The 12644-nt window shown below is 58.8% G+C and carries 15 protein-coding genes; 7 read left to right on the top strand and 8 right to left on the bottom strand.

Annotated elements, in window-relative coordinates; all coding sequences use genetic code 11:
* Window positions 1–34: 34 nt before the first annotated feature.
* The 3 genes from A3714_RS04080 to xthA are packed head-to-tail and all read right to left on the bottom strand — an operon-like array spanning window position 35 to window position 2434.
* On the bottom strand, window positions 35–538 hold the full coding sequence (locus tag A3714_RS04080; RefSeq protein WP_062816172.1) for a two-component system response regulator: 504 nt from the start codon (window positions 536–538) through the stop codon (window positions 35–37).
* Between the two features lie 51 nt (window positions 539–589).
* Complete coding sequence (locus tag A3714_RS04075) at window positions 590–1615, bottom strand: ion transporter (protein ID WP_062816171.1); 1026 nt, start codon at window positions 1613–1615, stop codon at window positions 590–592.
* Window positions 1616–1618: 3 nt separating this feature from the next.
* Window positions 1619–2434, bottom strand: a complete 816-nt coding sequence (gene xthA / locus A3714_RS04070; RefSeq protein ID WP_062816170.1) for an exodeoxyribonuclease III — start codon at window positions 2432–2434, stop codon at window positions 1619–1621.
* Between the two features lie 142 nt (window positions 2435–2576).
* Here xthA and A3714_RS04065 point away from each other — a divergent pair, with 142 nt between their 5' ends.
* From A3714_RS04065 to A3714_RS04040, 6 genes are all read left to right on the top strand, one after another.
* Window positions 2577–3389: an alpha/beta fold hydrolase gene (locus A3714_RS04065; RefSeq protein ID WP_062816169.1), complete on the top strand. Its 813-nt coding sequence runs from the start codon at window positions 2577–2579 to the stop codon at window positions 3387–3389.
* Complete coding sequence (locus A3714_RS04060; protein ID WP_063509468.1) at window positions 3389–4237, top strand: alpha/beta fold hydrolase; 849 nt, start codon at window positions 3389–3391, stop codon at window positions 4235–4237. Before A3714_RS04065 ends, A3714_RS04060 begins: the two co-directional genes overlap by 1 nt.
* 108 nt (window positions 4238–4345) lie before the next feature.
* Window positions 4346–4807 (top strand): MaoC family dehydratase, encoded by a 462-nt coding sequence (locus tag A3714_RS04055; protein WP_062816167.1) that lies wholly within the window; start codon window positions 4346–4348, stop codon window positions 4805–4807.
* 289 nt (window positions 4808–5096) lie between these two features.
* Window positions 5097–6050, top strand: coding sequence for a hypothetical protein (locus A3714_RS04050; RefSeq protein ID WP_063509469.1), 954 nt, complete (start codon window positions 5097–5099; stop codon window positions 6048–6050).
* The gene (locus A3714_RS04045; RefSeq protein WP_063509470.1) at window positions 6043–7131 is read left to right on the top strand and encodes a diguanylate cyclase domain-containing protein; all 1089 of its coding nucleotides are present in this window, start codon (window positions 6043–6045) and stop codon (window positions 7129–7131) included. The genes A3714_RS04050 and A3714_RS04045 overlap by 8 nt, the downstream gene beginning before the upstream one ends.
* Window positions 7128–7637 (top strand): DUF2505 domain-containing protein, encoded by a 510-nt coding sequence (locus tag A3714_RS04040; protein ID WP_062816164.1) that lies wholly within the window; start codon window positions 7128–7130, stop codon window positions 7635–7637. The genes A3714_RS04045 and A3714_RS04040 overlap by 4 nt, the downstream gene beginning before the upstream one ends.
* Window positions 7638–7731: 94 nt before the next feature.
* Here the strand turns inward: A3714_RS04040 and A3714_RS04035 are convergent, their stop codons facing one another.
* Window positions 7732–8529, bottom strand: coding sequence for an SDR family NAD(P)-dependent oxidoreductase (locus tag A3714_RS04035; RefSeq protein ID WP_063508559.1), 798 nt, complete (start codon window positions 8527–8529; stop codon window positions 7732–7734).
* A gap of 100 nt (window positions 8530–8629) precedes the next feature.
* On the opposite strand from A3714_RS04035, the gene A3714_RS04030 reads away from it, so the two are divergent.
* Window positions 8630–8839 carry a hypothetical protein gene (locus A3714_RS04030; RefSeq protein WP_063525731.1) on the top strand — a complete coding sequence of 70 codons (210 nt, stop codon included), beginning with the start codon at window positions 8630–8632 and terminating at the stop codon, window positions 8837–8839.
* On the opposite strand, the gene A3714_RS04025 is transcribed toward A3714_RS04030, so the two are convergent.
* The 4 genes from A3714_RS04025 to A3714_RS04010 form a co-directional block, all read right to left on the bottom strand.
* Complete coding sequence (locus A3714_RS04025; RefSeq protein WP_063509203.1) at window positions 8824–10152, bottom strand: dicarboxylate/amino acid:cation symporter; 1329 nt, start codon at window positions 10150–10152, stop codon at window positions 8824–8826. The two genes, A3714_RS04030 and A3714_RS04025, sit on opposite strands and share 16 nt — an antisense overlap.
* Before the next feature lie 98 nt (window positions 10153–10250).
* Window positions 10251–10868 carry a hypothetical protein gene (locus A3714_RS04020; RefSeq protein ID WP_063509202.1) on the bottom strand — a complete coding sequence of 206 codons (618 nt, stop codon included), beginning with the start codon at window positions 10866–10868 and terminating at the stop codon, window positions 10251–10253.
* Window positions 10865–12160, bottom strand: coding sequence for an ammonium transporter (locus A3714_RS04015; protein ID WP_062816159.1), 1296 nt, complete (start codon window positions 12158–12160; stop codon window positions 10865–10867). The genes A3714_RS04020 and A3714_RS04015 overlap by 4 nt, the downstream gene beginning before the upstream one ends.
* Before the next feature lie 174 nt (window positions 12161–12334).
* A partial coding sequence (locus tag A3714_RS04010; protein ID WP_156493826.1) for an EVE domain-containing protein occupies window positions 12335–12644 on the bottom strand: 310 nt, incomplete at its 5' end.

Raw genomic sequence — 12644 nt, 5'->3', positions numbered from 1 at the left:
TCGGGTCGTCCTGACCGTTTGTTGTGGGGCCCGTTTACTCGGGCGGCTCGCCGTAAAGCGCTTTCATCTCGGCTTCCGAGCGACGGGCCTGGGCCAGTTTCGCTTCCAGCCGCTTCTTCTGTTGGTCAAGGCTGAGGAAAAAGCTGACCTTGCTTTGCAACAGTTGAGGATCGATGGGCTTGAACAGATAGTCTACGGCACCACTGCGATAACCTTGTTGCACAAAGCGTGTTTCTTTCGAGATGGCAGTCACAAAAATGATCGGCACAGTCTGGGTACGCTGGTGAGAGCGCATGATATCTGCCACCTCAAAACCGTCCATTTCCGGCATTTGTACGTCCAGCAGAACCAGGGCGTAATCGTGCTTGAGCAGCTTGGCCAGGGCGGCATTGCCACTGGTGACACTGTCCAGATCGCAGTCCATGTCTTCCAGCACAACCTCAAGAGCGACCAGATTCTGCGGGGTATCATCCACAAGCAGAATGCGGGAGCGAGGCAGTTGCAGATTGTCGTCGCTGGATTCAGTGTTGGTGCTCATGCTGTGATCCGGTTGGCGTAGCCGCTGAGACTTTAGTCCTAGACGATGGTATCAACTTTTTTCGGGGCCGTCTTGCTCTTCCAGCTTCCATTGTTGCACGGCTATCTGGGCTTTTACCTGCTCCAGCACATCCATCAGGGTATCGCGGATCAATTGATCCAGCTGCTCCCCTTCGCCCTTGGCGGCGCCGATCAGGTCATGCAGCAGTTGCTCCAGTTGTTGCCGGTTGGCCGGTGAGGCCAGGTCGTCGACCAGCTGGTCCACAAAGGCGGTACCGGTTTCCCGGACGGCTTCGCCGAGCAGTGCGATGGCGCGGGGCCCGGCGACCGGTATGGCCGCCAACCGTTTGCCCGCCTGGGTGCGCGTCAGTGATTCGTCGGTAAGATGCGCGAAATATTCCGCCAGTTGATCCCGGTACTGGCCGTGGCTTTTCTGGGTGGCATCGGCGATGCGCGTGGCGATGAAACTGACCAGTTTGTCCTGGCGTGGGGCCAGCACCTGGGACTCAATGCGATGAAGCAGGGGGCTGCCACCCCCAATTTCCCGTTGCGCGCCGCTCAGGACATTGATCACTACCCGGTCAGAAATCTCCTCCACCACAATGTTGTAGTACTTGAGAATGGTCTGGCCCAGCCAGGTTTGCGAGAGGTCGATGATTCCCATGCGCTGCAAGCGCATGAGCAGGCCAACCACCCTCAGGATCCGCAACCAGCGGAAGCTGCCCACCGGGATACAACCAAGCAGGTCGTACCAGTGGGCAAAGGGATAGAAAAACCAGCGGTGGTAGGTGCCCCTGGCAATGGCGACGATCCAGCGGATCACGAACTCCGTCAGGTAGACGGCCACGAAACAGAGGTCGTAGAACAGGAAGTTGCTGTGAATCGTGTCCCGGTAGAAAGCATGAAACCCTGGCGTCATCCCGGCCAGGAATTCCTGGACAGGGGGAACCTGGAAAAGCCAGTCAAAGAGGATCAGCCCGAGGTTGAGTATCACCAGACCAATCATGAACAGGTCGATGATAAAACCGAGGGTATCCAGATTGAGCTTGAGCTTTTCCGGGTGCAATTTGATTTTCATGGTTCAACCGCGAAATCGCGCCCAGACCGGGCAGTGATCAGAGGGCTTTTCCATGCCGCGTAGCTCGTAGTCAACGCCGGTGCTGTCCAGTTTTTCCAGCAACGGCGCGGTGGCCAGCACCGTATCAATGCGCAGGCCCCGGCGTGGTTCTCGCTCGAACCCCCGGGAGCGATAATCAAACCAGGAAAAAATATCATCGGTGTGCGGATTCTGATGCCGGAAAGTGTCAGTCAGACCCCAGTCAATCAGGCGCTGCCACCATTCCCGTTCCTCCGGCAGGAAGCTGGTTTTGCCTTCGCGAAGCCAGCGTTTACGGTTGGCCTCGCCGATGCCGATATCCCGATCGGTGGAGGAAATATTGAAATCGCCCATCACCGCCACCTGCTCGCCGGGTTGGTGGTGGCTATCCAGGTATTGCTGCAAGTCCTGGTAAAACTTCTCCTTGGCAGGAAATTTGGTCGGATGCTCGCGGTTTTCCCCCTGTGGGAAATAACCATTGAGTACCGTTATGGCAGAGCCATCGGTGTGCCGCAGGGTGCCGATGATCATACGACGTTGGGCGTCTTCCTCGTCGGAGGGGAAGCCGTACTGCACGGATTCAAGAGGCTCACGGGTTATCAGTGCCACGCCATAATGGCCTTTCTGCCCGAAATAGTAAGGGTGGTAACCCATGTCGCGGACAGCCTGTTCGGGAAATTCCGGGTCATGGACCTTGGTTTCCTGCAGGCCGATAACGGCCGGCTGATATTTATCGATGACGGCCTGCAATTGGTGCAGACGGGCGCGAATACCATTGATGTTGAATGAAATCAGGGTCATGGAGCCTCCTTTGTGCCGGCATTGTACACCAACAAAAGATGGCGAAGGCAGGCAACGCTGTGGCGTTTTCGGACATGGTCGAGGGTGAACAGATGGGGCTATGATGTCTCTTTTTATTCGATCCGCAACCTAGGGAGACACCATGTCAGCAGTTTCTGCCGGTCGCCAGACGCTGGTCTTCGCCCACGCCAACGGTATACCCGGACACAGTTACGACACCTTCCTGGCGCCATTGGCGGATGAATTTGATATCACCATCATCGATCGCCTGGGCCACAACCCGGCGTATCCGGTGGATACGGGTTGGCACAGTCTGAGCCTGGAGTTGGAAGCCAGCCTGGCATCGTTGCCCAAGCCGTTGGTTGGCGCAGGACACTCGCTGGGTTCGGTGGTGATGTATCTGGTCGCGCAACGGCGGCCGGAGTGGTTTTCCGCGCTGATTATGCTGGACCCACCGATGATGAATGGCTGGCACGGGACCCTGATGCAGGTGGCCAAGCTGACCGGCATGATTGACCGGGTAACCCCGGCGGGCAAAAGCAAGGGCCGCCTGGATTACTGGCCGAATTGGGACGCCGTGGAAAGTTACTTTTCCACGCGTGGCCTGTTCAGGGCCTTTGATCCCCGTTGCCTGGCAGATTATTTGCGTGCGGGTCTGGAGCCTTGGGAGGGCGGTTGGCGATTGCGTTTTCGCCCGGAGGTGGAAGTCGATATTTTTCGCCATACCCCTACGACTGCCACCCGTATGCCAAGGCTGAAAGTGCCGGGGGCAATTATCACCGGCAAGGGATCGCCATCTCCCTTCCTCGACAGTGCCAGGCGGCATGTGCGCCGTCACGGCATGCTTCACCGCATTGCAGAGGGATCGCACATGTATCCACTGGAGAAGCCTGAACAGACCCTGGCCCTGTTCCGTGAAACCCTGCAAACGCTTCAGCAGGGGGAGGCAGGTTAATGGCTGCAAAAGAGAAGAAATTTCACGTTTTCGGACAAACCCTGGCTGCCCTCAGCTGGGACGGCCAGGGTGAGCCGGTGTTGGCTCTGCATGGCTGGCTGGATAACGCCGCGTCCTTTATGCCGCTGGCAACACAGTGGCAGCGTCCCATGGTGGCCCTGGATTTCTCCGGCCATGGTCATTCTGATCACCGTCCGGATGGCGTAGTGACGCACCTGGTGGACCATGTGCGCGATGTGCTGGCTGTGGCCGATCAACTTGGCTGGCAGCGATTCACTCTGGTGGGACATTCCATGGGAGCCGGGATTGCCTGTCTGTTTGCCGCGGCATTGCCGGAACGGGTCTCACGGTTGGTATTGATTGAAGGGCTGGGGCCTCCCACCACCCCCGCTGAAGATGTGGCCAAAACCCTGCGCAAGGCGCTGGATGACATGATGGCGCTGGCCGACAAGCGCAAACCGGTGTACACGGAGATTGCCGATGCGGTCGAGGCTCGCACCCGGGGTTTTGGAGGCTTGAGTCGGGATGCATCCGCATTACTGAGCGAGCGGGGTTTAATGCCGGTGGACTGTGGCTGGACCTGGCGGGCGGACAGCCGCCTGCGGCTTACCTCATCGCTGCGGCTCACTGAAGAACAGGTGGAGGGGTTTGTGCGTGCCATTCAGGCCCCCGTCTGCCTGATTCTTGGCGAGCAGGGGATGGGGGGCAACGGTATGTTTGATCACCGTCTTGAGTGGCTGTCGAATGCCACGGTGGTGCGCTTGCCGGGCCGACATCATTTGCATATGGAAGCCCCGAAAGAGGTGGCGCATGCAATGAATGTTTTTCTTGATAACAACAACGGTTGACTGACCAAAAGCACCAGACCGGATCGGGCTGATATCTGAAAGGGTCATGTATTGACTTGCTGAGGAAGGCTAAGCTTCGGGAAAAACACATTTGAGGAGCGCGTTACGATGAAAGTGGTTGAGGTTGCCTCGCTGACCGAATACGTAGGAAAGGAATTGGGCGCGTCTGATTGGTTTCAGATCGATCAGGACAGAATTAACGCTTTCGCCGACGCGACTCTGGATCATCAGTTTATTCATGTGGATCCTGAACAGGCAAAGAATACCCCGTTTGGCACCACCATTGCCCATGGTTATCTGACCCTGTCCCTGCTGCCTTACCTGCAAGCGTCCATCGACGGTTTTCTTATGCCCAAGGGCATGAAAATGGCAATGAACTATGGCTTCGACAAGCTGCGGTTCATGGCTCCGGTAAAAGAGGGGAAGCGGGTTCGTGCCGTGGCGACCCTGCTGGATGCGAAAGAAAAACGCGACGGCCAGTGGTTGCTGACTTTTTCCTTTACCGTTGAGATTGAAGGCGAAGACAAACCCGCACTGATTGCAGAATGGTTGTTGATGTACTTCGTCTGACCGAAAAATCCCTTCCAATAGTCGTATCCCCCTCTCCTGGTCAGGCCTGTCGTGTTGCGCGCGTCAGGCCTGTTTTTTTCGCACGGGCGGGTTTCAATTCCTGTCATCGTTTGCCGTGCAAAGTTCGGGTTCTACACAAGGTTGATCAAATAAGCTGCTGATTTGGCTCAGTTTGATTTTCTGTTTTGGCCACTTTTGCTGCTGGCAAAAGACCGCATTTCGACGTACTGTAAGGGGGAACTTTCGTAGTAGGGCGAGTTTGCCGCCACCCTTTTATCAGGGCTTTCCCATGTTGCATCGTCCCCGACAATGGCTTCGCCGTCTGGTAGATAACCGATCTGCCATACGCCGCGATTTGCGCCTCAGCCTGACCCATGCGGCGGATATCCCGCGCATGGTGCTGCCTGTTGGCCGCGAGCCGGGTATCCGCTCGGAACTGGCCTGGTCGTCTTATACCAGCCGCGGTGAAGCGGTATTCTCGCTACTACAGTTGTTGGTGCCTGCCACGCGTGAATCCATCAGCCAGGGTACCCTGGTGTGTCATCCTCCGAGGGCTACCGCAGAAGCCCGTTCTTCACGCTGGTTCTTTATCAATGGCATGGGCACAGCGGGACCGGTGGCATTGCTCAATGCCAGCGAGATCGCGCGTATTTTCCGACGTCCGGTCCACCTGATTCATACTCCCACCTGGGGGCTGATTCGCGATGTGGCGGAATCCATCACTGCGCGGACGTTGCGCAAGGATGGCAAGTTGTCCCGCCCGGCACTGAATATCCTTGTGGAAGCACTGGAACACAACGATCAGGTGGTACTGCTCTGTCACTCTCAGGGCACCATCGTGGCCAGCTATATCGTTCGTAAATTGCTCCGCCACCCCAGTGCCCGGGAACTGGTCAAGAAGCTGGAAATCTATTGCATTGGCGGCGTGGCTGACAGTCTGGAAATTGATCCGCAACTGACCCTGGCGGCAGGACATCCCGTGCCCTATGTGGAGCACTTTGCCAACGGCCGCGATTATCTGGCGCAGATCGGCATTCTCTCGCATCTGGACAGTACCGCCGGGACCGTTTACTGCCTTGCTGATCGACCGGGCCATCTTCTCAACGAGCATTATTTGCCAGCCATTGCGCGCGGTGATTTCTGCCAGCGCCGCTCCCGGCTTTACGGGTATGTGCGAGGACGGGAACCCGGCCCCAAAGGGGCGCTGTCCGTATTCAACAAGGAAGTGAAATTACATGGATAACAATAACAAACCGGTACTGTTGTTTGTCGATGACTCCAAGGTGATGCGTCTGGCAGCCGACAAGATGCTGGGCAGGGAGTTTCGCGTGGAGGTTGCGGAAAACGGGGTCGCAGCCTGGGAGATGATCTGCCATAACCCAAGCATCAGCGTGGTCTTTTCGGATCTGGCCATGCCGGAGATGGATGGCTTTACGCTACTGAAAAAAATCCGCACCAACGAGGATGACGGCATTGCCGGGTTACCGGTGATTATCGTCACCGGTGCCGAGAATGATGAGGAAGCGCGTAGCGAAGCCCTGCGGCTGGGGGGGACCGATTTTATCAGCAAGCCGTTCAATTCCACCGACTTGTTGGCCCGCGCGCGCGCCCATGCCCATTATCAGCGTGAGCGCAAGGAGCTGGTCCGCCAGGCCATGATCGATCCGTTAACCCGGCTTGGCAACCGTCGCTATCTGCAACATCGCCTGCGTCAGGAGCTGGCACTGGCCAGTCGGCAGCAAATCCCCCTGTCGGTTGTGCAACTGGAGATTTACCAATTCAATCAACTTTTCGTACAGCTCGGTAAACGCAGAACCGATATGGTGCTGATGAAAATGGCGCAGCTGATGCGGGGAGTGGTGCGCAAGGAAGATTCGCTGGCGAGAAGCAGCGTGGCCCAGTTCACCATTCTGCTGCCCAGTGCCGGGGCGAATGGTGCGCAGCGATTTGTGGAGCGAGCGTTGAAAGTCAGTGAGAAACTGGCCTTCCAGTTCCGTGGCAAACCGCAGCAGCTGCCATTGTCGGTGGTGATCCACACGCCCACCGCGCACACCGGCCTGATACCTCGTCAAGTACAGGCGGTACTGGATCAACAAATGAAGAAGGCCCGTCTGGCGGGGCCCGGAGCAGTGGTGACGGATGGTCCCGACGAGCCTCTGGCCACCGCCCGGGCGGTGCCCTCGATAACCATAGAGCAGGCACTTACCCTGTTGCGGGCAGGCAAGTCCCGTGTGGTGGTGAATGCATTGCCGGATTTGAAACGCCAGCTGGCGCCACTGCTGAAACTGATAGAGCAGACGCCGGCGGGTCAGGAGACAGCATGAAGGTAATGGTTGACCGGGAATTTCCTGTCGGCGTGGACCGGCTTTATGAAATTCTCACCAGCAAGGCCTATTTCGAACAGCGTTTCGAGTGGGGCAAGGTAAATGACTACCGTTTCCAGGCATTTCAGGATACCGCGGAAGGGTTGTTGATACAGATCGTTCAGCCGATCCAGATTCGCACGGACAAGGTGCCGTCATTTGCGCGGCGGTTGCTGCCTGGTCAGGCAGATCTGTTAACCGAGTTTCTCTGGCAGAGCACGGGGCAGCCGGGATGTTATCAGGCCCGCTATCGCTTTCAGCTTGGTAATGTTCCGTTAAAGATCAGTGGGACCATGCGGCTCAGCGCTGACAGTGAAAACCAGTCGATTCAACAAACCCAGGTGGAAATCACCTCATCGGTTCCGCTGGTGGGCAAGAAGCTGGTGGATCTGGTGGCCCCCAAAATTGATGACGCACTGGCCGGGGATTACCGGCACACCCTGCGTTATGTGGAGCAGTTCGCCTGACAGTCAGCCGTTGCGAGACGCGGGATTCGGGTCACAAAACCGGCACAGGGCCCAGGATCCTTGCAAGCCCCCTGGGGTTCCGGCGCTTGTCTCCCTAGCGCCGGTATTTGGCACCCAATGCCCGTAAACCCCGCTCCCAGCGTTCCCTGAACCAGCGTTTGCGTCGCCACTTGCTCCGGGTGTGGCCCGAGGCAATGTGCAGGGCGCTGTCACTGTCCAGTGCCCGCAGAATTTGCTGGCTGAGTTCCTGGCGGGTGACCGGGCTGCGGGCAAGCTTGCGTTGGAAGCGGGCGTCGCTGAGCGGGTCCGTGGCGCACAGGTTATTGGCCTGTTCCGGATAGAGGGGAATCACCACGGTGGTTACCTGGATACCGCTGCTGTGCAATTCGCTGTTAAGACTTTCTCCCATTGCCACGATGGCGGCGCTGGCGGCGCTTTGTGCCGCAGCCAGCGGGCCCGGCAGAATGCCGTATTCCGGCACCACATTGAGAATCCTACCGCCTTCCTGGCGGTGCATGGCGCTGATCGCACTCTGACACAGGTTCACCGTATCCATCAGTTGCTCATCCAGCACCCGCTGCCAGTGGGAGGCCTGGGTGGCCTCGAAGGGCCCCAGGGTCAGCGGGGCCGGCAGGTTGATGACGGTGTCCAGTTGCTGCCAGCGACGTAACACCCGCTCCACGCCCCGTTGCCGGTCTCGGGCGCTGCCGGGCAGGCAGTCCAGGAAAAGGGCTTCCCGGCCGTTACCGTGCAGGTCGGCACACAGCTGGTTTCCGAGCTGCCCATCAGCGTCTGCCAGGGCCACCCGAAAATGCGCTGCGGCGTCACTGGCCAGGGTCTGGCCAAGCTCGGAACAGGCATTGCTGATAAGCAGGGTAGGCTGATGTTTCAAGGGATCTCCGCGGCAAATCGATCAATAGTGAACAAGTGTTGACTTTCTCTTTTTGTGAGTTAACATGTGTTCACTAAACAAGTTCAGAGGAGCATTTCCCATGACTATTATCTCTCGTCTCTGCAAAGATGTTTTCGCTCTGGTTGTGGCTGTTCTGTTCACCGTGCTGATGGTAGCCGGTCTTGCCGATCAGGGGAAAAATCTGTTTCCAGCCATGCTGGCGTTTGCCGCCATGGTCCCGGTAGTGGGCAGTGCGGCGGTAGCCATCAAACGTGACTGGGACAACCGCGACCATCACCTGTCAGTCTGACCCTCGCTGGCGCGGGCGCCTGCCGCCTGCGCCGCTCTCTCTGCTTCGGCCACTGACAACGTCAGCACCTTCTCTTCCCCTTCGCTGCGAGCCAGCAACACCGTGACGACACTGTCCCCCCACACGTTGACGGCGGTGCGGAACATGTCCAGCAGACGATCCGTGACCAGAATCAGGCCAATGGCTTCCGCCGGCAGGCCGATGGCGGCCAGTATCACCGTAATTGCCACCAGCGAGGCGGCGGGAATGCTGGCCACGCCAATGGAGGTGAGTACCGCGGTGATCACAATCATGAATTGTGTGGCCAGTGACAGATCCATGCCATAGGCCTGGGCAATGAACATGGCCGCCACGCACTCGTACAGGGCGGTACCATCCATGTTCACGGTGGCTCCCAGGGGGAGTACAAAGCTGCTGCTTCGTTGGGACACGCCGGCACGATTCTGCACGCATTCCATGGTCAGCGGCAGGGTGGCTGCGGAGCTGGCCGAGGAAAAGGCGGTGAGCAATGCCGGGGTCATGGCCTGAAGGTGTCGAAGCGGGGAGCGGCGGGCCAGGAAAAACACCAGTGCCGGCATGAAAACAAAGGCATGGAGGGTGAGCGCCACCACCACAGAGACAAAGAACCAGGCCAGCGGCTCAATGGCATCCAGGCCGGTACGGGTCACCGTAGCGGCAATCAGGGCAAAAACCCCTATTGGTGTGAAGCGAATCACCAGCATGGTGATTTTCATCACTACCTGGTATATCCCCTCGATCAAATCTCGCAGGCTGCGGCCGGCAGCATTGCGTTCCGTGCGCAGGAAATAGCCGAAAAGAAGGGCAAATACGATCAGGCCCAGCATCTGGCCTTCTGCGGCGGCGGCGATCAGATTGGGCGGCAGCATTTGCATGAGAATCTGGGTGAAATCCCCGGCACCACGCCCTTCGATCCCCGCCAGTACGGCCTCGGTGTCGCTGGCCAGGCCAAGCATGTCCCTGGCCGGTTCACCATTGACGACCCCTGGGGTCAGCAGATTGACGACGACCAGACCGATGGTGACCGCGACCACGGTGGTGGTCATGTACAAGGCAACGGTCTTGAGCCCCATGCGCCCCAGGTTCCTGCCATCACCAACGCTGGTCATGCCATTGATGATGGCCGTGACAATCAGCGGCACCACCACCATTTTCAGCCCATTGATAAAAAGACTGCCCACCAGATCGTAACCGGCCAGTACCGGGACCCCGAACAGGGTGGTGGACTCGCTGGTCAGGCTGCCGGCCAGGGCGCCGGCCAGCATGGCAATAAAGATCTGGTGGTGTAGCTTCATGGTGCTCCCTATCGGTTGTTGTCGGGTTCAACGCGCGAACAGGATTACAAGCCTACCTGATCCTTGTTGGTGTCACAGGGGGGAAATGGCGGCAACGGTTACAGGAGCTGGCGAAGTGCCGCCGGCGCGACCTGGCGTGCCAGGGCCTTCTGATAAGCCGCCTTCAGCTGTTGATCGGCTTCCACCGGGCCGAGTCGCTCGCACAACAGGACATAGGTTCGGTTCAGTTGGTCGCGCAGAGGGGGCAGTGCCAGTGGCGCCAGTGGGCGCTCCGGCGATTGCAGCCAGTATTCCATGGTCAGACGGACCTCGGCACCTACCTGCTGACTACGAAGCTGGGCGGCCAGGTCCAGGCGAAGCTGGCTGGCAGCTGCAGCCCCGATGCCCTCCCACAACGCATGCATCATCTGTTCAAAAGCCCGGCTGCAAGGGTGCTCCTCCACGGGGCTCTCGTCGCTGCTGGCCAGGGGATCGTCGGCCAGTTCCTGTTCGGAGAGTGTCATGGCCTGTACCAGACTCATATGAATCTGGTGACGCCGTTCACCCAGATCAAACAGCTGGCACAGCTCACTGACGAACCCTTGCAATGAAAACCGTGGCCGTTCGGCATAGTTCTGCTGCCAGAGGCTGATAGCCTCAAGCAGCAGGGGCTCATTCATGTAGGGCATGAGTCCGGTGACAATGGCACGCCGTCGGCGTTGCAGTTCCTGACTCATGAACGCGACTCCACAGGGTTGCTCATATCACTGTTGTAGAGGGTGTTCTGGGGAAACTCCGGATAGCCACTCTCGGCATGTTCGCTCAGGTCCAGGCCTCGCTGTTCATGGAGCGCGGGAGCGCGCAGGCCGGCCAGCAGTGAAACCAGCATATACATGACCAGGGCAGTGAAGAACGCCCAGCCAAACGCCACCACGATGCCGAGCAGTTGCACGGTAATCCGTTCCGGGTTGAACAGGTCGCCTTCGTAGAAGAGGCCAGCGGCCAGGGTGCCCCAGGCGCCGGCGAAGGCATGCACCGGTACCGCGCCGACCACATCATCTAGGCGAAATGCCAGCAGGACCCTGGCACCGAACGCGGCCAGGGCCCCGGCCACCAGGCCGGTGAGGACCGCAAACCCCGGGGTCATGACTGCACAGCCGGCCGTCACCGCTACCAGACCGGCCAGGCTGCCATTGACGGTTTCCGTCAACAGAATCGGGCGTCGGCTGACCATGCGGTAGACCACGCTACCCACTGCGCCCGCGGCGGCAGCGAGCTGAGTGTTCAGGTTTACCTTGGCGATATCCACGCTGGCCGCCAGGGTGGAGCCACCATTAAAGCCGAACCAGCCGAACCAGAGGATAAAACCGCCCAGGGCCACGTAGGACAGGTTATGGCCAGGGATTGTGCGAGGTTGGCCGTGGCGGTCGAAACGGCCCAGCCGTGGCCCCACCACCAGTACCCCGGCCAGGGCGCACCAGCCACCAATACTGTGCACGACAGTGGAACCGGCAAAATCGATAAAGCCCAGTTTTGCCAGCCAGCCGTCACTGTTCCATGCCCAGTGGCCGTAAAGCGGATAGATCAGACCGGTGATAATTACCGCCCCGCACAGGTAGCCCACGTAGCGGGTGCGTTCGGCCATGGCCCCGGAGGCGATGGTAGCGGCGGTGGCCGCAAACATGATCTGGAACAGCAGCATGGCCCAGGTGCTGGCATCCGCCTGGCTGAGCATAAACTGGTTCTCGCCGAACCAGCCGGTGCTACTGGTGCCAAACATCAGCCCGAAACCCACCCCCCAGAACACCAGCGTCCCCACGCACAGGTCCATGTAGTTTTTCATCACCACATTCAGGGCGTTTTTGGCTCGGCTCAGGCCGCTTTCCAGCAAGGCAAAACCGGCCTGCATGAAGAACACCAGGGCAGCGGCGACGGCAATCCAGACCGTGTCGACGGCGCTGAGTGAGTCGGCTCTGGCAAGCCCGGGCAAGAACAACAGGACACACCAGGGTAGGCGGCGCAGCGGCATGAGATGAACCTCATTCGTGGATAGTGACGAAGGGTCAACTGCAACGGCTGTGCCAAGCCGGGCGGACGAGGAAATCCGCGGGGTAGTCGTTCTTTTTTCGTATCTCCCAGCCCTGTTTTGGGGCGAAGCATCACAATGGTGCGCGGTGATGCGCCGTAATGATTCCGCTGACAGTCAGGCGCTGGCGCGCGTGGACTGACAGCATTGCTGGATACGCTGAAATTGCCGCTCAATGACTTTCTGTACTGACAGGCGAGGACGAATGACCAGTTCCATATCGGCAAATTCCGGATCCTGGCGCAGGGTTTTCAGGGTTAGCGGCTGTGGATACATGCACACAAAGCGAATATCCACCTGATACCAGCGTGGAGTGTCCGGTGTACTGCGGGGGTCGTAGCCCGTTGAGTCGGGATCAAACTGGCTGGGATCCGGATAGGGGGCACTGGCGACCTGGGCTTCGCCGACAATGGCCGGTTCGGCGCAA

The organism is Alcanivorax sp. HI0007, from assembly GCF_001635525.1.
GTDB lineage: Bacteria > Pseudomonadota > Gammaproteobacteria > Pseudomonadales > Alcanivoracaceae > Alcanivorax.
Note: the sequence above shows the minus strand (reverse complement) of the source record. Positions and strands in the feature narration are given on the sequence as shown.

What these genes read in the sequence shown, in the direction of transcription:
- A3714_RS04080 (WP_062816172.1), bottom strand. Translation starts at nt 538, where the DNA reads ATGAGCACCAACACTGAATCCAGCGACGACAATCTGCAACTGCCTCGC.
- A3714_RS04075 (WP_062816171.1), bottom strand. Translation starts at nt 1,615, where the DNA reads ATGAAAATCAAATTGCACCCGGAAAAGCTCAAGCTCAATCTGGATACC.
- xthA (WP_062816170.1), bottom strand. Translation starts at nt 2,434, where the DNA reads ATGACCCTGATTTCATTCAACATCAATGGTATTCGCGCCCGTCTGCAC.
- A3714_RS04065 (WP_062816169.1), top strand. Translation starts at nt 2,577, where the DNA reads ATGTCAGCAGTTTCTGCCGGTCGCCAGACGCTGGTCTTCGCCCACGCC.
- A3714_RS04060 (WP_063509468.1), top strand. Translation starts at nt 3,389, where the DNA reads ATGGCTGCAAAAGAGAAGAAATTTCACGTTTTCGGACAAACCCTGGCT.
- A3714_RS04055 (WP_062816167.1), top strand. Translation starts at nt 4,346, where the DNA reads ATGAAAGTGGTTGAGGTTGCCTCGCTGACCGAATACGTAGGAAAGGAA.
- A3714_RS04050 (WP_063509469.1), top strand. Translation starts at nt 5,097, where the DNA reads ATGTTGCATCGTCCCCGACAATGGCTTCGCCGTCTGGTAGATAACCGA.
- A3714_RS04045 (WP_063509470.1), top strand. Translation starts at nt 6,043, where the DNA reads ATGGATAACAATAACAAACCGGTACTGTTGTTTGTCGATGACTCCAAG.
- A3714_RS04040 (WP_062816164.1), top strand. Translation starts at nt 7,128, where the DNA reads ATGAAGGTAATGGTTGACCGGGAATTTCCTGTCGGCGTGGACCGGCTT.
- A3714_RS04030 (WP_063525731.1), top strand. Translation starts at nt 8,630, where the DNA reads ATGACTATTATCTCTCGTCTCTGCAAAGATGTTTTCGCTCTGGTTGTG.
- A3714_RS04025 (WP_063509203.1), bottom strand. Translation starts at nt 10,152, where the DNA reads ATGAAGCTACACCACCAGATCTTTATTGCCATGCTGGCCGGCGCCCTG.
- A3714_RS04020 (WP_063509202.1), bottom strand. Translation starts at nt 10,868, where the DNA reads ATGAGTCAGGAACTGCAACGCCGACGGCGTGCCATTGTCACCGGACTC.
- A3714_RS04015 (WP_062816159.1), bottom strand. Translation starts at nt 12,160, where the DNA reads ATGCCGCTGCGCCGCCTACCCTGGTGTGTCCTGTTGTTCTTGCCCGGG.